The sequence below is a fragment of the Candidatus Rokuibacteriota bacterium genome, assembly GCA_016209385.1.
In the GTDB taxonomy this organism is placed as follows: domain Bacteria; phylum Methylomirabilota; class Methylomirabilia; order Rokubacteriales; family CSP1-6; genus JACQWB01.
Genome location: JACQWB010000309.1, coordinates 1 through 21,210, shown reverse-complemented (window position 1 = coordinate 21,210; position 21,210 = coordinate 1). Strand labels below are relative to the sequence as shown.

General features: G+C 65.0%; 18 protein-coding genes. 13 read left to right on the top strand and 5 right to left on the bottom strand.

The window, feature by feature from the left end:
- Positions 1-97 precede the first annotated feature (97 nt).
- The 13 genes from HY726_23425 to HY726_23365 all read left to right on the top strand — a co-directional run bounded on the left by HY726_23425 (position 98) and on the right by HY726_23365 (position 14,340).
- A complete protein-coding gene (locus HY726_23425) occupies positions 98-379 on the top strand; it encodes a hypothetical protein (GenBank protein ID MBI4611952.1) in 282 nt (93 codons plus the stop codon).
- A 79-nt stretch (positions 380-458) separates the two neighbouring features.
- On the top strand, positions 459-1,271 hold the full coding sequence (locus HY726_23420) for a PD-(D/E)XK nuclease family protein (GenBank protein ID MBI4611951.1): 813 nt from the start codon (positions 459-461) through the stop codon (positions 1,269-1,271).
- A gap of 54 nt (positions 1,272-1,325) precedes the next feature.
- On the top strand, positions 1,326-2,597 hold the full coding sequence (locus HY726_23415; GenBank protein ID MBI4611950.1) for an ImmA/IrrE family metallo-endopeptidase: 1,272 nt from the start codon (positions 1,326-1,328) through the stop codon (positions 2,595-2,597).
- Positions 2,598-2,600: 3 nt separating this feature from the next.
- Positions 2,601-3,122: a hypothetical protein gene (locus tag HY726_23410; protein MBI4611949.1), complete on the top strand. Its 522-nt coding sequence runs from the start codon at positions 2,601-2,603 to the stop codon at positions 3,120-3,122.
- A 114-nt stretch (positions 3,123-3,236) separates the two neighbouring features.
- On the top strand, positions 3,237-3,638 hold the full coding sequence (locus HY726_23405; GenBank protein ID MBI4611948.1) for an HNH endonuclease: 402 nt from the start codon (positions 3,237-3,239) through the stop codon (positions 3,636-3,638).
- 222 nt (positions 3,639-3,860) lie between these two features.
- Positions 3,861-4,970, top strand: a complete 1,110-nt coding sequence (locus tag HY726_23400; protein MBI4611947.1) for a nucleotidyltransferase — start codon at positions 3,861-3,863, stop codon at positions 4,968-4,970.
- Positions 4,971-5,079: 109 nt separating this feature from the next.
- Positions 5,080-5,424, top strand: a complete 345-nt coding sequence (locus HY726_23395) for a hypothetical protein (protein ID MBI4611946.1) — start codon at positions 5,080-5,082, stop codon at positions 5,422-5,424.
- 15 nt (positions 5,425-5,439) lie between these two features.
- On the top strand, positions 5,440-6,372 hold the full coding sequence (locus tag HY726_23390; GenBank protein MBI4611945.1) for a hypothetical protein: 933 nt from the start codon (positions 5,440-5,442) through the stop codon (positions 6,370-6,372).
- A complete protein-coding gene (locus HY726_23385; GenBank protein MBI4611944.1) occupies positions 6,369-7,316 on the top strand; it encodes a patatin-like phospholipase family protein in 948 nt (315 codons plus the stop codon). The genes HY726_23390 and HY726_23385 overlap by 4 nt, the downstream gene beginning before the upstream one ends.
- A 366-nt stretch (positions 7,317-7,682) precedes the next feature.
- On the top strand, positions 7,683-7,895 hold the full coding sequence (locus tag HY726_23380; GenBank protein MBI4611943.1) for a hypothetical protein: 213 nt from the start codon (positions 7,683-7,685) through the stop codon (positions 7,893-7,895).
- Between the two features lie 196 nt (positions 7,896-8,091).
- On the top strand, positions 8,092-9,129 hold the full coding sequence (locus tag HY726_23375; GenBank protein ID MBI4611942.1) for a sigma 54-interacting transcriptional regulator: 1,038 nt from the start codon (positions 8,092-8,094) through the stop codon (positions 9,127-9,129).
- A 603-nt stretch (positions 9,130-9,732) separates the two neighbouring features.
- Positions 9,733-13,833, top strand: a complete 4,101-nt coding sequence (locus HY726_23370; protein MBI4611941.1) for a sigma 54-interacting transcriptional regulator — start codon at positions 9,733-9,735, stop codon at positions 13,831-13,833.
- 243 nt (positions 13,834-14,076) lie between these two features.
- Positions 14,077-14,340: a hypothetical protein gene (locus HY726_23365; GenBank protein MBI4611940.1), complete on the top strand. Its 264-nt coding sequence runs from the start codon at positions 14,077-14,079 to the stop codon at positions 14,338-14,340.
- A 425-nt stretch (positions 14,341-14,765) separates the two neighbouring features.
- Here HY726_23365 and HY726_23360 read toward each other — a convergent pair whose 3' ends face one another.
- The 5 genes from HY726_23360 to HY726_23340 form a co-directional block, all read right to left on the bottom strand.
- A complete protein-coding gene (locus HY726_23360; GenBank protein ID MBI4611939.1) occupies positions 14,766-15,041 on the bottom strand; it encodes a hypothetical protein in 276 nt (91 codons plus the stop codon).
- 153 nt (positions 15,042-15,194) lie between these two features.
- Positions 15,195-16,355 carry a hypothetical protein gene (locus HY726_23355; GenBank protein MBI4611938.1) on the bottom strand — a complete coding sequence of 387 codons (1,161 nt, stop codon included), beginning with the start codon at positions 16,353-16,355 and terminating at the stop codon, positions 15,195-15,197.
- Positions 16,345-18,267: a HAMP domain-containing protein gene (locus HY726_23350; protein ID MBI4611937.1), complete on the bottom strand. Its 1,923-nt coding sequence runs from the start codon at positions 18,265-18,267 to the stop codon at positions 16,345-16,347. Before HY726_23350 ends, HY726_23355 begins: the two co-directional genes overlap by 11 nt.
- Positions 18,268-18,274: 7 nt before the next feature.
- On the bottom strand, positions 18,275-19,933 hold the full coding sequence (locus HY726_23345) for an ABC transporter substrate-binding protein (protein ID MBI4611936.1): 1,659 nt from the start codon (positions 19,931-19,933) through the stop codon (positions 18,275-18,277).
- Positions 19,934-20,370: 437 nt separating this feature from the next.
- The coding region (locus tag HY726_23340) for a sigma-54-dependent Fis family transcriptional regulator (GenBank protein ID MBI4611935.1) at positions 20,371-21,210 on the bottom strand (840 nt) is incomplete at its 5' end.

Below are 21,210 nucleotides of genomic sequence, written 5' to 3'. Positions count from 1 at the left end.
GTTCTGAGGGGGGCCGGTGCAAAAGTGCTCAGCCTCAAGCACTGAGTAACTCGGCAGCGGCCTACCCTACCTCAAGAAGTGCGCGAGCCTCCTGGGAGTGGGGCTCCACCTCTACGCCGAGAAACCGCTCCGCCAGGGCGCGGGGAAGGCCGCGAGCGCGCCGGCGAAGCCCGAGCCCAGGGGCGCTGCGTCTAACGGCGCCGTCACGCCCCGCCAGCTCGATGCCATCGCCAAGGTGGCCCGGGCCAAGGGGCTTGAGGCCCCGGCGGTCGAGTCCATGAGCCTGCGGGTGTTCAACCGGAAGCCCGAGGCGCTCACCCAGGCCGAGGCCGCGCGCCTGATCAAGGAGCTCTCGAACCTCAAGCGCAACGCGGCCTGAAGGTTTTTCTGAAACTCTCAAACTGGCAAGGGGAGGGGGCGTGTGCTTCCTCCCCTCGCTGCTTTCATGGAGGCCCAGCATGGTTCCGCCAGAGATCCGCCAGCAGCCGCACGTGAGCTTCACCCAGCTCGACACCTATCTCCGGTGCCCCTTGCGGTACCGGTTCGCCTACATCGACCGGATCCCGCCCGACTTCGTGCCGGCAGCCCTCGCCTTCGGCTCGGGGATCCACGGCGCCGTCGGCTACTTCTACCGGCAGGCGCAGAAGGGCCAGGCGCCGGGCCTCGACGACATCACGGCCTACTTCGAGGCGTACTGGCAGCTCGAGAACGGGCAGAAGGTGATCCGCTACCCCGAGAAGGAGACCAGGGACAGCCTCCTGACCCTCGCCGCCCGGATGCTGGAGGCCTTCTACCGGGAGCAGGAGCCGAACGCCGAGGTGGTGGGGGTGGAGGTCCCCTTCGAGGTACCGCTCATCGACCAGGAGACCGGCGAGGTCCTGGACCGGCCCCTCGTCGGGAGTCTCGACCTCGTGGAGCGGAGCCCCGAGGGCCAGCTCGTCGTGGTGGACATCAAGACCGCGGCGCGGAAGTACACCGACCTTCAGGTCGAGGCCTCGCTCCAGCTCTCGATCTACAGCTACGCCACCGCCATGAACGGCCTGGCCGACCAGGAAGACCTGCGCTTGCGGTTCGACGTCCTCACGAAGACCAAGAAGCCCGAACTTCACCGGTACTGGACCAGCCGCGACCGGGCCGCCAACCTCCGGCTCTTCCGGCTCGTCTCGGAGGTCCTCCGGGCCATCGAGGCCGGGGTCTTCCACCCGGTCGTGGGCTGGCACTGCCAGGACTGCCCCTACCGGAGCCGCTGCTGGGCGTGGGGGACTGGGTAACTTGACAAGCAGAATTCTGCCATAGTATGTTACCAATGAAAGGGGGTGAGCCAATTGCCCATCAGCAAGGAGGAGTTGGGTCGCCGGTTGAAGCTGGCGAGGGAAGCGGTTGGCCTTACCCAGGAGGATGCCGCCCAGCAGATCGGTCTTTCCCGTCCAGCCCTGGCCCAGTTTGAGGCAGGGATTAAAGCCCCAAGCAGCCTCCATCTTGCCCGCCTCGCCGAAATCTATCGCCGGGAGATCGGCGAGTTACTCGCTGATGAGTTTGACGAGAGTAAGCGGGACGCCCTCGCTGCCCTCTTTCGGGCGGACCCTCAGCTTGCGGGAGATAGAGAGCGGGCCAAGGCGGTCGCGGGGTGTGCCAAGCTGTGCCGCGAATACACGAATCTGGAGAGCGTCCTGGGGATCGACCAGGACCGCGTCTATGGCGTCGAGTACGGGACGCCGGCAATGCGCACGCGGTGGGATGCAATCCGCCAAGGCGAGCGCCTCGCTGAACTGGAGCGCGGCCGCCTGAAGCTCGGTGATGACCCGATCGGCGACATGCCGGAGCTCCTGGAGCGGCAGGGGGTTCGGTTCATCGAAATGTCCCTTCCAGAGAACATCTCGGGGTTATTCCTGCACGACGACAAGTACGGCCCCTCCATCTTCGTCAACGAAGACCATCATCCGCGGCGGCGGATGTTCTCGTGCGCTCACGAGTACTGCCACGCGCTGGTGGACCGGGATCGCGGGAGCGTCGTGAGCCGCGCCGAGAACCGGGAAGAGCTGCTCGAAGTACGTGCCAACGCCTTCGCGGCCGCGTTCCTGATGCCCGAGGGCGGCATGCGGGCCTTCCTCCGTCGCCTCGGGAAAGGCGAGCCGAGCCGCAGCCAGCTTCAGGTGTATGACGAAGCCGAGGCCGTAACGGGGCAGAAGAGAACCGAAGCCCATTCACAGGACATTCAGGTCTATGACGTGGCACACCTGGCTCACCACTTCGGTGTGAGCTACGAGATGGCCCTCTACCGTCTGCTCAACCTGAAGTTCCTTACCGAGGAGGAACGAGAGGGGCTCGCAGAGCAGAAAGACGCTGCCAACGAGATCATGCGATTCCTGGGCCCGGAGCCGAATGCCAGGACGGCCGAGCGTAAGCCGTTCCGCCATCAGTTTGTTCTCCTGGCGCTGGAGGCCTTTCGCCGGGAGGCCATTAGTCGGGCCAAGCTGCGCGAGCTCTGTGCCCTCGCGGAGGTCCTGCCAGGCGAGTTCCAGGCCTTGATTGATTCAGTCGAGCGGGAAGCTTCGAAGGGCCGGAAAGGGCGGGCAGCATACGTCCCCAAGGCATGAGAAGTGCAGAGGGATCCGGATGGTCGGTTACTGGTTGTCACGGAGTCAAGCTTCCTCATCAATTTCCTGGCCGTCGACCACATGGACATCCTGGCTGGTCTGCGCCAGTTCAAGTTCTACGTGCTTGATCACGTGAGAGCCGAGATCCAGTATCCAGACCAGCAGGCCCGGCTTCAGGCTGCCGTCGCAGCCGGGATCGTGAGCGAGCTGGAAATCACGGAGCGGCAGGAAATCCTGCTCTACGATGAGTTCAGGAAGTTTCTCGGGGACGGGGAGTCAGCCTGTCTTGCGGTGGCTGTCTCGCGCCGGTGGGTAATCGCGGCGGATGAAAAGGGGCGCTTCCGGCGGGAACTCTTTGAGCGCCTCGGCGAGCAGTACCTGCTGGATACCCCAGGAGCGCTTGTCGCGGCCATTAGGTGCGGCCTGATCACAATCCCCGAGGCTGAGGAGCTCCGGGAGCAGCTCCGCGAGCACCGGTTCGAGATGGACCCGCGACCGTTTGAGGACCTTCTAAGGGAGGAGTGATCTAACTTGTGGTCCAACCCGTGGTTCAATGCGCAACCTCTGCCGCTCGTCTATCGCCCGTTTCACGAGTGGCAACAACGTGCCCGAGCAGGCTCTCTCCGCCCGGATGATCAGCTGTACGATCCGGTGCGGGGCGTCTGGCAGCGAGCCTACGACTACCCCCAGCTCCGGCCGTACTTCCAGGCCCCGGCGGTCAACTGGGGGGCGGTGCTCGGCCTTGGAGCCCTTGCCTTCCTTGCCGTCGCTGCCTCGCGGGCTCTTGCTAACGATCAGCCGCGTGGATTGGGGTGGGAGGACCTGAAGCGCGCGATCTTCCGGCGCGACAAGTATACCTGCCAGTACTGCGGGCATCGGGGAAATGTCCTGACCCTGCACGTGGACCACGTAGTTCCGACCAGCCGGGGTGGTACCGATAATCCCTCGAACCTCGTGACGGCGTGCTGGTCCTGCAACCTGGAGAAGGGGACCCGTACGGGTTGGGAGTACCGGCTTTGGCGCGTGTTCAACATCAGCTAGGCCGGTAACGAGACAGCGAGCGCAAGGGTACAGGCACACCAGTAGCCCGGGAGGAGAAAATTATGGCGAAGTCGGGTGGGAGTCTAGGGTGGTGGTTCCTGCTGGTCGGCGCAGTCATGCTCCTGAACCCGCAGTGCACCGCGGGATGTCGGACTGTGGCAGAGCACCTACTCACCCATGGGCTGAAGCGGCTCTAGGGTGTTCACAGGGGGAGGCCGAACTATGAGCACGTTCGTCGCGGGGTCCGCCAAAACTCAGCTTGATCAGTTGTTGGAAGAGTTGTGCATTGCCCTTCAGCTCAGTCCGGCGCAATACCGTGACGCTGAGGAGAAATACGTTGCTGTGGGTACGTGGTTGGCGGACGCGGGCAGCCCTCTTGACGGCCTGAACCCAGTCATCTACCCGCAGGGCTCGATGGCTCTCCAGACGACCGTCAAGCCACGGGAGCACGAGGAGTTCGACCTGGATCTGGTCCTTCAGGTCGAGCCGATCAGCGAGAGCCCGATGACGCTCTATGAGCAGGTCTATCGCCGCCTGAAAGAACATAAGGTCTATGCCGACAAGATCGAACGGTTGAAGCGCTGCATTCGCCTGAACTACGCGAAGCAATTCCACTTGGACATCTTACCTGCCCGAGCCGACCGCGTGCGCGGCGGGACATGCATCGAGGTTCCGGACCGGAAGCTCGAAACCTGGGTGCCCAGTAATCCGCTCGGCTACAGGGACTGGTTCGAGGAGCGGTGTGCCCAGGCCGTCATCCTCAAGGAAGCGATGCAAGAACCTCTCCCACCCAACACGCCCGCTGTTTTAAAAGCTGTGCTGAAGCGTGCGGTTCAGCTAATGAAGCGGCATCGGGACGTCAAGTTTATGCGCGAGGATGAAGCGCCGCGCTCCATCGTGCTGACGACTCTCGCGGGCCACTTCTACGCTGGCGAGTTTTCTGTTACCCGCGCGCTCCTGGCAATTCTGAAGGGCATTGTCGGGGCGGTCGAGGCTGCATCCCCGGATCGGATCGTCCTGGTGAACCCGACAAACCCCGCTGAGCGCTTTTGCGAAGCATGGACCGATAAGACATATCGGAGATTCACCGAGTTTGTCTACGCGTTCCAGGAAGAAATGGAGGCACTGGCGGCGGCGCGAGGCCTGGACAATATCGGTGGGCGGCTCAACGCGATGTTTGGGGAGCAGGTCGGCTCGCGGGTGATGAGGGAATACGTGGAGAAGATGACGAGGGCACGTGAGTCGGGAACGCTCGGGTTCACCGCGGCCGGGCTCACGACCAGCGAGCGCTCGGCGAAGCCGATCCCGAAGAATACGTTCTATGGGAGTTAAACGCTGGCGGGCTCGCGTACTGGGCGTCCATGAGCAGCTGGCCTGCGTCCGTATTTTCTGGCCTGGATTCGACTGCAACGTTTCTAGCGGACTGCTCTTATGCAGGGGAGTGATTCAGCCCTTGCCGATCACGAGCCAGTACCAGGTACGAATCGAATACCGTGCTACACAGAAGCCAAAGGTCTGGGTTGAGGACCCGCCTCTGCGCCGCCGCCGCTCGGACGAGCCGATCCCGCACACGTACTCCAACGACCGTCCGTGCCTCTTCCACCCACGCTACGACGAGTGGCGTCGGGACATGACGATTGCCACAACAATCATTCCGTGGCTCCTCCAGTGGCTTGTGTACTACGAGGCGTGGCTGCTGACCGGGGAATGGCAAGGCGGGGGCGAGCATCCCCCTAGCGGGGTTCAGCGCGGCGGCGAGGCAGCGGCGAAGGGCGAGGACGAGTAACGGCATGCCGCCCCTATGGCGTACCATGCCCTAAGCGAAAACTTTCGAGCCTTCTTTCGAAGACTTAACCCGAGTCCAACGTTCGTCCAGCAGGCTTCCCGCGAGCATCAAACAATTGTTGGCCTGATCGAGGATCGGACCGGACTTGCCGCTCCCCTAGCTCCGCAGTGCTTCCTGCAGGGTTCGTACCGGCAGGACACGGCGATTTACACGATAAATGATGTGGACGTTGTCGCCCTGTGTTGCCTCTGGCAGCCGGGCCATCCCGGATCGGGTCCGGGCTGGAGCCGGGACGATATATTCAGAGTGGTTGCCGCGCCCCTGCTGGCGGACAGGAGGTACCGGGACAAGGTAAGATACGGCGCGAGGAGCATGTGCATTAAGGTTGAGCTTGGAATCAGAATTGAGATTCTTCCGGTCGTGTACCGAGCCGGGAACAACGACCCGATGAGCGAACCGTTCCGCTTGTGCCGCCCGGAGAGCAGGCAATGGGAGGACGGCTATGCTCGCCTGCATCAGGCGCATTTGAGCGCAAAGAACGCCCCGGCCTCAAACAATTTCATACCGATGATCAAGGTTCTGAAACACTTGCGTTCATACTCGGGTCTGCAAGCAGCGTCATTTCACCTGGAATGCCTCTTATTCTCTGTACCGCACTACGTGTTTAGCGGAGGGCCGGCGGAGTATATTCCAGCGGTCCTTTGGTACATCCGTGATCGGCCGGCTGTAGTTTGGTACCTCGCTGGAGTGCGTACTCCGTGCGGTGAGCGTAACATCTTTACCGCTTCCGAATGGGCCCTCCGGGAGTGGCTGTCTTTTCACGGTGCGGTGTGTAAGTGGGCGGCATGGGCGAAACTGGCGGCTGAAGCCAGGGACAGGAGCGCGGCGATCACCTTTTGGCGTGTCCTGCTCGGCCCGAACTTTTTTCCTGAGCAGGTCGGCGAGTGAGGCGCATCCTATCGATCGACGGCGGGGGCATCAAGGGCGTTTGCCCGGCCGCTTTTCTTGCGGTGGTAGAGACGTCACTCGGGAAACCCATCGTCGACTTCTTCGATCTCATTGTAGGTACGTCGACCGGCGGAATCATCGCGCTGGGATTGGGTCTTGGTCTAACAGCATCGGACATCCTACGGTTCTACGAGGAACACGGGCCTCTGGTGTTTTGTGGGAACCGGTTCATTCGTGGGCTCAGGAGGCTTGGTTACAGCAAGTACAACCAAGATGCGCTGCGAAAAGCGCTGTCCACCCACTTCGGAGAAAGGAGATTGGGAGAAAGCCGCACGCGCCTTGTAATTCCGTCGATGAACCTGGAAACAGGTGAGGTACACCTGTTCAAGACCTCGCATGCCCCTCGGTTCGAGCACGACTATCGGGAGCGAGCGGTAGAAGTCGCGCTAGCCACGACCGCGGCGCCTACGTATTTCCCGACTCACCGGACAGCTGCCGGAACGCCGCTTGTTGACGGTGGCATGTGGGCAAACAACCCGGTAGGAGTCGCTGTTGCGGAGGCGATTGGGGTGTTGGGCTGGCCGAGAGAGGATTTGCGGGTGTTGAGCTTAGGTTGTTCATCGTCGCCCCTCGACGTTGGCTTGGCTCGGTTTTTACCATCGGGTCTGGGTTACTGGGCGACAAAGTTGGTCGACGTTCTGATGGCTGCGCAATCTTCATCAGCCCTCGGAACTGCTCAAGTTGTCGTGGGAAAAGCGAACGTAATACGGATAAACCCTGTTGTTCCCAAAGGGCGGTTCCGCTTGGATGATCCGAGAGAGATTGATTCTTTAAAGGGGCTCGGCTCGGCGGAGGCGCGAAAGGCACTCCCCGAACTTCGGCCGGTGTTTTTCCAGCAGGCTGCGGAAACGTTTGAGCCGTACCATCGTCTTGATCCGCGCTAGGGGCGGATCCAACTGGGTGTGGAGTCTCGCCCGACCATTGGTTACTATAGCCGGAGTTATCGTACTACGGTGACTACCACGTCGTTGATTTGAGATCTTAGAGGCCAGCGGTCGGAGCCCTATCCCGGGCCAGGATCTCCCTCGGCTCGACCCGGTCGCCGGGCAGGACGCAAGCCGAAGAGGAGGCGCAGATGACGAACTGAGCGACCGACGAGCGTCAGTCCCGCAGTAACCCATCAACCGAGAGGCCAGTGGTCGGACACCGATCCGGAGCCCGGGTCCCCCGCGGCTCGTTCACCCGGAGCCCAGCACGCGCGGCGTTGCCGCGGCGCTGGGCTTTTGTGTGGAGCCCAGGGGAGGCGACGGATGTCCGGGGCGGAGAAGCCGCAGGAGCTGCGGTGCCCCTGCACGAAGAAGCTGGCCGAGGTGACCTCGAACGCGATCGTCATCAAGTGCCGCGGCTGCGACAAGCCGGTGGTGATTCCCTTCACGGAGCTTCGCGGGAAGGAGGCTATCCTGCGTTACCTGCGCGGCCTGCCGCCCAGGCGGCCGCGGTTCGGGCGGCGCCCCCGGAAGTGAGCGTGTCTCAAAGATTGGACATTGAACGGTCACGACCAGCCGGGCTATGAGATGGAAGTCGTTCGGGGCACAGAGGCCCGCGGCCACGCTCCGGTGGCTTCGCATCCAGAGCCCAGCCCCAGTGCGGTGACTCGCATGCGGCTGGGCGCCGTCCTGTCCGGGGGAGCGGCGGCGCCGGCGCGGGGGCCGGGCCTGGATGCCCAGGGCGGAGCTGCCGTCGTTCTGCGGGATGATCGGCCGCACGTCGGCGATGCGGGCGCTCTTCCGGCAAGTCAAACGGATCGCGCCTGTGGATGTCCCTGTTTTGATACAGGGGGAGTCGGGCACGGGCAAGGAGCTGGTGGCCACGGCCATCCATCGGCTGAGCCCTCGCAGCGGGTTGCGCTTCGAGGTCGTGAACTGTGGCGCTCTCACGCGGGAGCTGCTCCTGAGCGAGCTTTTTGGCCACGAGCGCGGCGCCTTCACCGGTGCCGTCGAGCGCCGGGCCGGCATCCTCGGCGCCGCCGACGGTGGGACGGTCTTCCTCGACGAGGTGGGCGAGCTTTCCCCAGAAGCCCAGGTCGCGCTGCTCCGCTTCCTCGCCAACGGTGAGATCCGTCCTGTGGGATCCACCAGCACGAGGCGCGTGGATGTGCGCCTGATCGCCGCGACTCACCGGGACCTGGACGTCGCCGCGCGCGAGGGCAGCTTCCGGGAGGACTTCTACTACCGGCTCCGGCGGGTCGTCCTGGAGGTGCCGCCGCTCCGGGCCCGCCGTGAGGACGTCCCGCTCCTGGTCGAGCACTACCGGCTGAGGTTCGACGAGCGGTACGGTCTGGCGGTGGACGGGCTGACCGATGCGGCGATGCGGAAACTGGAGTCCTACACCTGGCCTGGGAACGTCCGGGAACTCGAGGCCGTGCTTGAGCAGGCCATGATCTTCAAGGGTAGGGGATGGCTCGCCCCGCGGGATCTGGACCTGAGACCCGTTGCGCGGAGGGCTGCCGATGCTTCCCACGCAAGGCCCCCCTTAAGCGGAGGGCCAGGACTGACTCAATATCAGGAGGAGGCCCTGGGAATCGCGGAACGCCGCGGGGAAGTGCGTCGGCTCGACCTCATGGGGCGGTTCAGGATTTCCCACGAGTTCGCGCGCCGCCAGCTGCTGGCGCTGGTCCGCATGGGGCTGTTGCGGCCGGTGGGAAGCGGGCGGGGGGCCCGGTACGTGTCGGTGGGTCGGTCCGAGGAATCGAGGTAATTGCCTGGGCGCCGCACCTGCCGGATGGCCAGCCGGTGGAAACGGCAACGAAACGACAACAAAAGCGCAACGGCCCCCTCTCGACCCGGTAGCCTCGCAGACCCCCGGGCTGACCGTGGGCGGAAGGCCTCGGGGAAAGAAATGAGAATGCTGCCCAAGATGCTGCCCAAGGCCCGGTATACCGGCCTCTCATTTGGCGCTACATGAGACAACCGGCCAGGAGTAAAGTATGGATTTGTGAAGAGGTATGAGGGCGCCGGGACTCCAGCGAAAAAATTCAGGTGTATGACGAGGCCGAGGCCGTAACGGGGCAGAAGAGGACCGAAGCCCATTCACAGGACATCCAGGTTTATGACGTGGCACACCCGGCTCACCACTTCGGTGTGAGCTACGAGATGGCCCTCTATCGCCTGCTCAATGTGAAGTTCCTTACCAAAGAGGAACGAGAGGACTCGCACAGCAGAAAGACGCCGCGAACGAGATCATGCGAACGCCAGCAGTCTGTCGAGGGTCCGGAGGGCTGGACGGAGGTAGGGAGGCCACCAGCTGCTCCTTTGTGGCGGTGGCGGAACCTTGAGCCGCGGGAGAAGGGGAAGTAAGATAGTGGCCATTGTGACTGCCCTGGCCGAGTTGCTCGGAGAGAGCCCGGGCATCGTCGCCGCCCGGGACAAGATCCGGCGGTTACTGCGGCGCGACACCGAGCTGCGCCGCTTTCCTCCCATCCTGATCCAAGGGGAGACCGGGACAGGCAAGGGCCTCCTCGCCCGGGCCATCCACCGCGCCGGCCCCCGGGCCGCCGGGCCATTCGTGGACGTCAACTGCGCGGCTATCCCTGAGACCCTGCTGGAGGCGGAGCTGTTCGGCTTCGAGCGCGGGGCGTTCACTGACGCCCGGCAGGCTAAGCCCGGGCTCTTTCAGGTGGCTCACCGCGGGACGATCTTCTTGGACGAGGTGGGGCTCTTGCCCGAGGCGCTCCAGGCCAAGCTTCTCAAGGTGATCGAGGAGCGTGCCGTGCGCCGGCTCGGGAGCACGCGGAGCGAGCCGGTGGATGTCTGGATTCTCACCGCGACCAGCGAGGATCTAGCGACGGCCACCCGGGCGCGGTGCTTCCGCGAGGACCTCTACCACCGGCTCGCGGTACTAACCCTCTGGCTACCGCCGCTGCGGGAGCGCGGGCGGGACATCCTGCCCCTCGCGGAGCATTTCCTGGCGCGGGCGTGCGCGGACTACGGCCTGCCGCCGAAGACTCTGGCCCCCGAGGTCTGCGCGGCCCTCCTGGGCTACCGGTGGCCGGGGAACGTTCGGGAGCTCGCCAACGTGATGGAGCGGGTGGTGTTGCTCTCGGAAGCGGCAGTGGTGGGCGCGGAGATGCTCGGACTCCCGGAAGCGGTCCCGGAGCGACCGCGCCCGGGGACCCGGGTGGAGGAGGCGATCCCCCTCGAGGACGTGGTGGGGAGCGTGGAGCGGCAGCACCTCCTCGAGGCCCTACAGCAGACCAGCTGGAACATCACCCGCGCCGCTGCGCTCCTGGGGATCTCGCGCAATACCCTCCGCTACCGGATCGAGAAGTACGGCCTCGGGCCGGGAATGTCCCCATCGCCTCCTCGACTGGTCGAGACACCGGCGCCACCGGCACCCGAGGTCAAACCCGCTGCCGCGTCCGTAGTCCCCGCCCCCGCCGGCATCCGCTGGGAGCGGCGGCGCCTCACGCTACTGCACGCCGTCCTCGTGCCTCAGGGGGAGGAGATATCCGCGTTGGATACGAGTCGGCCGCTCGAGGTCCTCGTGGAGAAGGCCCAGGGCTTCGGTGGCCGTGTTGAGGATCTCAGTCCGACAGGGATGGTGGCGGTATTTGGGCTCGAGCCGGTGGAGGACGCGCCACGGCGGGCGGCGCTCGCCGCAACCGCGATCGAAAGGGTCGCGGAGCGTGCGCGGCGCGACAACCCGGGCCGGCCTGGGGTCAAGATCGGGATCCACACGGGCCAGTTCCTGGTGAGTCAGGTGGGTGGGGCGGTCCAGATCGACCTAGAAGCCAAGCGTCAGGCTGGGGCGGTTCTTGAGGAGTTGATGCAGCGGGCAGAGCCGAACACGATCCTGGTCAGCGAGGCCGCTTCCTCGTTCCTGGAGCGGCGCTTTGACCTCCGGCCGGTAGGCATCCTGGAACGCGAGCCAGGCCGAGCGTACCGGCTGGAGGGACGGGAACGAACGCGCTTCGGCCTGATGGGACGGATGGCGAGGTTCGTCGGGCGACGTCATGAGCTGGAGTTGGTCCGAAGCCGATTTGAGTCTGCCGTGAGGGGGCAAGGCCAGGTGGTCGGGATCGTCGGCGAGGCGGGGATCGGCAAGTCCCGGCTCCTCTTCGAGTTCCGCCAGAGCCTCGCGGGCGAGCCGATCACCTGTCTCGAAGGACACTGCCTCTCGTATGGGGCTGCCATTCCCTATTTCCCGGTGCTCGAGATACTTCGGATGAGCTGCGGGATGGTTGAGACGGACCCCCCCGAGGCGATGACAGAAAAAGTCTTCGCGACCCTCGACAGGGTGGGGATGCATCCGGCGGAGCAGGCGCCCTATCTCCTCTACCTCCTGGGGCTCAAAGACGGGACCGACCGGTTGGCTGCACTCACGCCCGAGGTCATCAAGGCGCGCACCTTTAATGTCCTACGAGAAATGAGCGTGCGACGGAGTCAGCAGAATCCGCTCATCATCGTCGTGGAGGATCTGTACTGGATTGATAAGACCTCAGAAGAGTACTTCGCCTCGCTCGCGGAGGTCATCGCTGGGGCGCGCATCCTGCTTGTCTCGACCTACCGTCCCGGGTATCGACCGCCCTGGATCGAGAAGTCTTATGCGACCCAGATCGCGCTTCAGCCCCTCGCGCCCGAAGAGAGCCTCGGCGTTGTGTATTCACTACTCGGGCCGGATCAGATTACCGACTCCGTTGTACAGATGATCGTCGCTAAGGCTGGAGGCAATCCCTTCTTCCTTGAAGAGCTGGCTCGGACCGTCCGAGAGCCGGGAGGTGACTTGCGAACCCTGCCGGTACCGGACACCGTCGAGGAAGTGCTCCTGGCCCGGATCGACCAGCTCTCCGAAGAGCCCAAGCGCCTGCTGCAGGCTGCGTCGGTCCTCGGGCGAGAATTTCCATTACGTCTTCTGGCCGCCGTGTGGGAAGGCCCCGGGAACCTCGACCCGAATCTTCGTGAGCTCACCCGGCTGGAGTTTCTTCACCGACAGAGCGGGGTGGAGGAGCCGGTCTACGTCTTCAGCCACGCGCTCACCCAGGAGGTGGCCTACGCCAGTGTGCTGGAGCGCGAGCGGCGCCAGTACCACAGGGCCGTGGGGTTCGCTATCGAAGAGCTGTATGCAGGGCGCACCGATGAAGTAGTGGAGCTCCTGGCCCACCATTTCGGGCAGAGCAGGGAGGATGAGAAGGCGGTCGACTACGCCATCCTTGCTGCTGAGAAGGCCCAGCGCCGCTGGGCCAACGCAGAAGCCCTCTCTTCCTTCGACGCTGCGCTCAAGCGCCTCGACAAAATGTCCGACACCGAGGCAAACCGGGTCCGCCGGATAGACGGTGTCATCAAGCAGGCGGAGGTGAAGTTTGCCCTGGGCGAGCACGCCGAGCACATCCAGGCTCTGCAGCGAATCCGGGAACTCGTGGAGAGGTCCGCCGACCCGCGGCGCCGTGCGGCCTGGTACTACTGGACCGGTTTCCTGCATAGCCTTACCGGCAGCCAGCCCGAGACGGCGATTGCCTACTGCCGCGAGGCCTCGGCGATTGCTGACGCGGGTGGCTTCGAGGAAGTCCGGGCGTTGGCCGAGTCCTGCCTGGCCCAGATTTACGGGGTCGCCGGCAATCTCAGAGGGGCAGTGGAGGCTGGCGAGGGCGCGCTGGCCACCTTCGAGGCGCGTGGAAATCTCTGGTGGGCGTGCCGTACGCTCTGGATCCTGAGTGCGGCTGCCAACGCCCTCGGCGAGTGGGCGCGAAGCCTGGAGTACTGCCGCCGGGCACTGGAGTACGGGCGAACGCTGAACGACCTCAGGCTCAAGGTGGTCGGGTTGTGGCGGACGGGGTTCACGCACATCCTGCGGGGCGACTCGAGCGCCGGGCTCCGGTGTTGCGAGGAGGCCCTCGCCTTGTCCCCCATCCCCCTCGACGTGGCAATGATCAAGGGGGTCCATGGGTATGGGTTGGTTAAGACCGGGGAGACGGCAGCCGGCACGGTCGAGTTAAAAGAGGCGATGGCGTGGTTCGACCGTTCGCACCTGCGCTACCTCTGGTGCGTGTGTGGGCTATGGCTGAGCGAGGGATACCTCCGCCAGGCGGAGCGGCCGCAAGCTCGCTATGTAGTTGAAGAGGTCCTCGCGACCAGCAGGGAGGTTGGCTACCGGCACGTGGTCGGGGCAGCTTACCGGCTCCTGGGCGAATGCCTCTCGCTGGAAGACCCAGCTGTCGCCGCCGGTCATCTGGACGCCGCCGTGCAGATCCTCGAAGAGATCGGTGCCCATAACGAGCTGGCGAAAGCGCTCGTCGCTCAGGCCGAGCTCCGCCGCGCCTGCGGCGATTCCGCCGCGGCGCGCCTCCTCCTCGAGCGCGCCCTGGCCCTCTTCGACGGTTTGGGAACGCTTGACGAGCGGCCCCGCGTTCGTGCGGCTCTCGCCGCGCTCAACCAAGCACCGTCCACCCCAAGCCTGCTGATCTAATTTCCGTAAACGTCCAGAGCGTGGATCGGATTTTCTATGTCATTTTCAATCAGTTCAACCTGGACTGGGCCCAGCGGCAGAGGTCAGCGCTCAAGCGAGATCATTTTCACACAAGGGAGGTGGTACGTCGCGCGACGGGGACCGGGATGTACACATCGCTCACGGCAGGTCTTCTTCGATACCTGCAATCGAGATCGTCGGTCAACGCTGGCCCCGATGACGGGAGAACAGGAGTGGAAAGTCATGGCGAAAATAGCGCGAGACCCCAAAGCGGAGTGCAGGCTTGGCGAGGTAATTTGCACCCAGGGCCCGTGGAAGGAAATGTGTTTGGAGAAGGACTGGGAAGACCAAATTCAGAAAGACGAGACAAGATACCTTCAGTGGTATTTCCGAGGTGCAAATCACCAGGTGGGGAAGGCGTTCAGGATCCCCGTCGATGTCATCGACGAACATGGCCACAAGTATAAGGAGCACATCCTGATCGGATACGAGGGAGCCGGGTACTAGCTTCGTTGGTGCTGCAACGAGGAACAGCTTTGGCACCTGCGATTCAGACACGAACGCCCTCGCCGGTCTGCGCGCCCAACGAGGGCATTGAACGGTTGTCCGGGGGCCTTGTCCAGGGGCATTGCTGCCTCCCCGCGGACAGGGTAGTGCGGCTCAGAGGGATGAGCCTGACAGCGAGGCCTGTTTCTGCTAGAGCAGCGCCGAGGCCCGGTAGTGCGCGCCGCGGGGCTTCCAGGCGCAGCGAGCCCCGGTCGAACACGAGTCGGTAAGGGGCGGCGGCGCGACGCCCAGAGGACAAACTCTGGGCACCGGCCGCTCGTGGGAGAAAAACGAGGTGGCGCATCACTCGTTCTTGCCGGAGGAGTCGTGAATCCGAATCCGTTCCGGCTCGACAATTCGCAGGCGGCCGGTGACGGTTCTTCTCTTCATCTCAGGTCTCCGCCGGCCTGGAAGCAGTCGAGGTAGGCGGTCTCCGGGTTCTTGGGTGCCCAGAAGTTGGAAGCGCGCCCACCGCCGTAGCCGGCGGTGTCGGCGGCCTTGACCGCCGCCTGGTAGCGGCGCGTCATCTCCGGCGTCACGCCGGTATCACAGACGTCCTTGAGCGAGCGCCAGTAGGCCTCGAGCTCCCCCTGAAAGGCCCACGCAGGTCCGACCGCGACCAGAGCCAGCAGCGTGAGGGTCAGCACGACGATCGTCTTCATGGTCGCTCCTCCGGTTCGCCAGCTCTCGGTTGCCACCGCGGTCCTTCCGGCCTCGGGTCAAGTATGCAGACTCCGACCCGTTGCGTGCAAGGCTGGCGGGGGTCCACGGCGTGTCGGATCGGACGGCGGAAGGGTTGCGCTGGTCGCAGGCCCTCACGCGGGCGGAAGGGTCACGACGAATTCGGTCCCTTTGCTGTGGTCGGTGGCGACCCGAATCATCCCGCCGAGTCGCTCGAGGATCTCGCGCACGATCACGAGTCCCAGGCCCGTACCGTTCGGCTTGGTGGTGAAGAACGGGTCAAAGATCTGATCGACCAGGTCCGCGGGAATTCCCGGCCCCGAGTCGAGGACCGAGATCCGGGCCTCACCCGAGGAGAGGTCGGCATTGAGATGGATGGCGCCGTTCCGGTCGATCGCGTCGATGGCGTTCTCCACGAGGTTGATCAGGACTTCGAGGAGCTGGGTCCGGTCGCCTTTCACGGCGAGCGCGCGGGGCGTGCAGCTGACCGAGATCTCGATGTGGCGCGATCGGGCCTCCGACCCCAGGAGGTCGACGACCGTCGAGAACAGCTCCGAGAGCTGGACCTGCTCGAGCATCCGCTTCGTCGGTTTCGAATACCCCGACAACCCGTCGACGAGCCTGACGACCCGGTTGAAGGCGTTGTGCGCCCGATCCAGCTTGGCCCGGGCCACGATGCCGAGCTGGAGGTCGAGTTGCAGGAGGTCCATCGTGGCTCCCAGGACCGTGAGCGGGTTTCGCAGCTCGTGGGCGACTCCGGCCGCGACCCGTCCGAGCGACGCCAGGCGGCCCTGTCGGGCCACGGTCTCCTTGAACCGGATCTGAGCCAGGGCGAGCCCGGTGGTAGCGCCGATGTAGGGGAGGACCTCGTCCCACACCACCTTGTCCGGCTCCTGGCGGAGGAACAGGAGGAGTCCGCCGACGGACTCACCGAGGGCGAGGAACGGGACGACCGCGAGGAACCGGACTTCCGCGTGGGGCATCGGGGCATGCGCCGCCGAAGTGAACCAGCCGTTATCCGCGGGCACCAGCTGACACCGGCCGTTGGCGAGGGCGCGCGCAACGGGGCCCTGGGGCTCGCACAGCGCCCGGGTGATGGGTTCGCTCTCAGCGCCGAGCCCGTGCCGCGACGCGACCCGAACCGTGCCGAGGTGCGTTCGAACGAACGCGAGGCCCGCGCTCTCCTGCAGGACCGACAGGGCGCGGCCCAGAGCCGTGGCTGCGACGGCCTCCGGCTCCTGCTCTCCGGAGAGCGACTGCGTGAGCGCGACGATGTCCGCCAGCTTAGGAATCATCGCGGCTCGTCTCCCGAAGCCGGTTCGGCGGCGTCAGCGGGAGCAGGATTCTGAAGGTCGTCCCCGCGCCCGGCGCGCTCCGAAAGCTGATGGTTCCCCCGTGGTCCTCGATGATCTTGTGGGTGAGGGCGAGCCCGAGCCCCGTGCCGCCTGCCTTCGTCGTGAAGAACGGGGTGAACACCTTATCGGCGTCGGCGGCGGCGATGCCCCGGCCCGTGTCTTCGATCTCCACCCTGGCCCGCCGGCTCAGGGCCCACCGCCGGGCAGGCAGGGACGGATCCCGCCCTTCGCTCCAGCCGGCGCGCAGCCTCAGCCTGCCTCCCGGGCCCATGGCGTCGAGCGCGTTGGCGACCAGGTTCACGAGCGCCTGGTAGAGGTGCTCCTCGTCGGCCTGGATGGGCGGGAGGTCCCGGGCGTACTCCCGCTCGACGGCGATCCGCTTCGTCTCGATCTGGTTGGCGTAGAGGTCCAGGGCCCGGTTCAGGAGCGCCGGGAGCCGGACCGGGCCGAAGCTGAGCTGCGCCGGCCGGGTGAGCTGGAGGAGCTGCTCGACGATTCCGTTGATCCGCTCGAGCTCGCGCGGGACGACGCGCTCGAACGTCCGCCGGAAGTGCTCGTCTTCGAACTTTCGCGAGACGAGCCCGGTGAAGGTCCGGAGCGAGGCCAGGGGGTTTTTGATCTCGTGGGCGAGGCCGGCGGCCAGCGTGCCAAGCGCGGCGAGCCGGTCGGAGCGCCGGAGCTGGTCCTCCAGCTCCCGGACCGGGGTGAGGTCCCTGATCACGCCGACGACGCCGAGGTCCTTGCCCTCGATGCCCTTGAGCGGGGCCGTGCTCATCTCGATGGGGAGTGAGGTCCCGTTTCGCCGCGTCAGCGTCAGCGATGTGGTGGGCGTCCCGATGCGGCTGGCGAGGGTCTCCATCAGGATCTCAGCAACCTCGTGCGTGTCGGCGAGGACTTCGGTGCAGTAGCGTCCCCTGGCCTCGGCCGCGAAGAGCCCGGTCATCAGCTCGGCGGCCGGGTTGAGGGTGACGACGCGCCCGTCCAGGTCCAGGGTGATGATCCCGCTCGTGATGCTGCTCAGCACGCTGTCCGTGTAGCTTTTCAGGTCCACCAGCTCTTCGAAGCGATGGCCCAGCTCCGCGTGCGCTGCCTCGAGGGCGGTCCGCTGCTGGAAGAGCTGGGTGGCCATGTGGTTGAACGCGATGGCGAGGTGACCGATCTCGTCGGACGTGAGGGGTTCGATCCGCTGGTTCAGTTCGCCGCGGGAAATGGCAGCCGCGCCCTCGGCCAACTGGCGCACGGGGCGCGCGATCCGGCGCGCGACCAGGGCTGACGCCAAGCCGCCGAGGGCCAGGATCACCACGGTCAGCGCCCCCAGCTCCCAGCGGGTCTGGCTGATCTGGGCCTGCATCCGCTGCTTGGAGAGTCCGACCCGAGCCGTCCCCCACTTCTGGCGCTCGACGTGGATCGGAACGGCGAAGTCGTAAATTGCTTCGCCCGTGTCCGCGAGCACGGTCTCCTGGACCAGCGGCTCGGCGGTCTCAGCGGCCATTTCGTCCGCGCTGTCCTTGAGGGAGAGCCCGACCAGCTCGGGGTGGCGGCTGTGCGCGGCGACCTTCCCGTCAGCGTCCAGGATGGTGGCGTAGACGACGTCCTCCTCCGAGGCGACGCGGGTGACGTTCTGCTCCAGCGCGGTGAAGTTATACAGGAGCAAGTATCCGGTCGAAATGGCGGCCAGGTTCCTCGCGATCACCTCGCCCCGCCGCTCGACCTCCTCGATGATGGCGGCGCGCTGGCGGTGCTCCACCACGGCGAAGACCACGGCCATGACCAGGAAGAGCACGAGGACCGTCCCCCAGAGGAACTTGGCCTGGAGCGAGACGAACCTGGGGCCGATCCGAACGGGATTCATGGCGGCGTCACCGGCGACCCTCGAGCCAGATCTTGCGCAAGGGGATGTAGGGGTCGCCGAGCCCGTTCACCTCGACGCTCCTGACGTACGGCTGGAAGAGCCGCTCGTACGTGTGATGTAGGATCGGCAGGATGGGAGCGTCGTCAAGAGTTAACTGCTCTGCTTTCCGGTAGAGATCCGCTCGCCGCTGGGGGTCGCCCGTGGTCCGAGCCTGAACCAGCAGCTCATCCACCACGGGGTTCACGTAAGCGAAGAAGTTGCGCGGGCTTCGGGAGTGGAACAGCTTGAAGAGAAAGTTATCCGGGTCTGGAACGTCGGCGTACCAGGCATGCAGGAACACGGGGAATTTCTTCTCACCTAGATTCTTCAGATACGTCGGCCAGTCGGTGAGGTAGTGGATCTCAGCCTGGATGCCCACTCTCTCCCAGTACTTCCTGATTTGCTCCAGTTCCTGCACGATCTCGTCGCGCTTCACGCTGGACCAGACAGGGATCGCGGGCAGACCACGCCCGCCGGGGTATCCGGCCTGGTCGAGCAGTTCGCGTGCCCGCTGCGGATCATACGGGTACCCCTTGAGCGCTGGGTTGAACCCCTGAGTGCCCGGAGGGAGAATGCCGCGTGCCACCGCGAACCGTCCCAGCGACACTTCTTGGATCAACGCCTCCCGGTCGACCGCGTAGATGAGCGCCTGGCGAACCCGCCGGTCGTCCAAAGGCCTGACCCGCGTGTTGAATCCCAGATGCCTGATGCTGAACATCGGGCGCTTGACGTAAAGGTGGTTGCTGCCCGCGACGATCCGCCGGTAGTCCCGCGTGGGAATAGGGGTGTCCTCCAGGTTCCCCCGCTGGAACTCCTCATAGGCGGCGTCCCACTGGTCCCCTGCGAAGATCCGATAGACGACACGGGAGAGTTTGGGGGGGCCGTCGAAGTACTCATGGTTTGCGGCCAGAACGATCTCCTTCCCGCGCTCCCAGCGGACAAACTTGAAGGGGCCCGTGCCGATGGGGTGGGACCCGAAGGCCTCGCCCTCGCGCTCCACGACGTCTGTGGGGACGATTTTGGCGTGGCCCACCGCAAGCACGGACGCGAACGGCGCGAACGCCTCGTTGAGGGTCACCTGGACCGTGTATCGGTCCACGGCAATGAGGCCTGCGACATCCTTCGCCCTGCCGTCCCTGAACTCCTGCGCCCCCTTGATGTTGCTGAAGAGGTCCGCCGCTCCCGATTTCACCCTGGGGTCCAGGATTCGCGTGTAAGAGTAAACGACGTCCTCGGCGGTGACCTCGCGCCCGTGGTGGAACTTGACGCCTTTTCTGAGCGTGAAGGTCCAGGTGAGGCCGTCGCGGGAGGCCTTCCAGAACTGGGCGAGGGCAGGGGTGATCGACAGGGTGTGGTCAAACTGGACAAGGCCGTCGAAGAGCTGCTGCGAGACTGAGAGCCCGTAGATGTCGCGAATTCGCGCCGGGTCGAGTGTCGCGGGATCGTGACCGATAGGTCGGCGGTAGACCCCGCCATTGGCGGGACGCTCCCTGGCTTGTCCTCGCTCCTGGGCCCAAGCCAGGGTCCACCCCGCGCTCAGCAGGCAAAGCAGGGCGATGAGAAAGCGGAAGGGGAGACCGAGGCCCCCCCTCCGTCCCACGTTACCGCGGCGACTACACAAGTTCATCTAGTCCCCTCGGACTACGACCCTCCGGACTCCGCGGTGCCGACCGCCTGGAAGAACTGCGTTGACTCCGACGTCCCGGACTCGATCACGGGGGCAACCAGCAGGAATGACGCAAGGATCAGCAGGACAGCCCACAGCTTCGCCATCGCTCTCCCTCCTCATTGTGAAAAACGTTCCTTTTTGGAACCCTCCCCATGAGGGTTCCTCGGGAGAGGAGGAGAGAGCAATTCCGGAGCCATCGAGGCCCGGCCTTTGGCGACGGGGCTAAGTCACGGTGATCCAACACGTTTTCTGCTTCGAACGAGGTGAGAACGAGCGGAGCCCCTGCACAGGGCTTGAGCCAGCCGGTGGCCCGATCCAAGTGAAACTGCTTTGGTGGACGCGGGTTGATCCCGGTGCACAAAGAATTGTCCAACCTGCAGCGCCTGCTGTGCACCCTAGCGGTCGCCCTGCGGGGACCGGACCTTCCACTTCGCGAGCTTGACCTTGAGGGTGTTGCGGTGGAGACCCAGGAGCCTGGCCGCTTCGCTCTGGTTCCAGCGGGCGCGCTCGAGGACGCGGAGGACGATCTGGCGCTCGAACTGCTCGCACGCTTTCTTGAGCGGGAGCGCCTCGGCCTCGCGGGCGCGCGCCCGGTGGTCGGGAAGCAACAGGTCGAGTGGGAGGTCCTTCAGCTGGACCAGGGGGCCCTCGACGAGGGCGACGGACCGCTCGATGATGTTTTGGAGCTCGCGCACGTTCCCCGGCCACGGGTATTCCTGGAGTGCCGCCAGCGCGTCGGGAGCCACACCCTCGATGTGCTTCTTGAACTCGTGGTCGTACCGCCGGATGAAGTGGTCCACGAGGAGCGGACTGTGTTCCCGCCGCTCGCGGAGCGGCGGGACGGTGATCGGCACGACGCTGAGCCGGTAGTAGAGGTCGTCCCGGAACGTCTGGCTGCTGACGGCCTTCTTGAGGTCGACGTTGGTCGCCGCGATGATCCGGACGTCGATCCTGATGCTGCGGGTGCCGCCCACCCGCTCGATCTCCCGCTCCTGGAGCACGCGCAGGAGCTTGGCCTGGAGCTCCGGCTTCAGCGATGCGATCTCGTCGAGGAAGAGGGTGCCGCCGTGGGCCAGCTCGAACTTCCCGAGCTTGCGCTGATGGGCGCCCGTGAAGGCCCCCTTCTCGTGGCCGAACAGCTCCGACTCCATCAGGGTCTCCGAGATGGCGGCCGGGTTGACGGGGAGGAAGGGTTTGTCCCGCCGCGGCCCCTGGCGGTGGATCGCCCGCGCCAC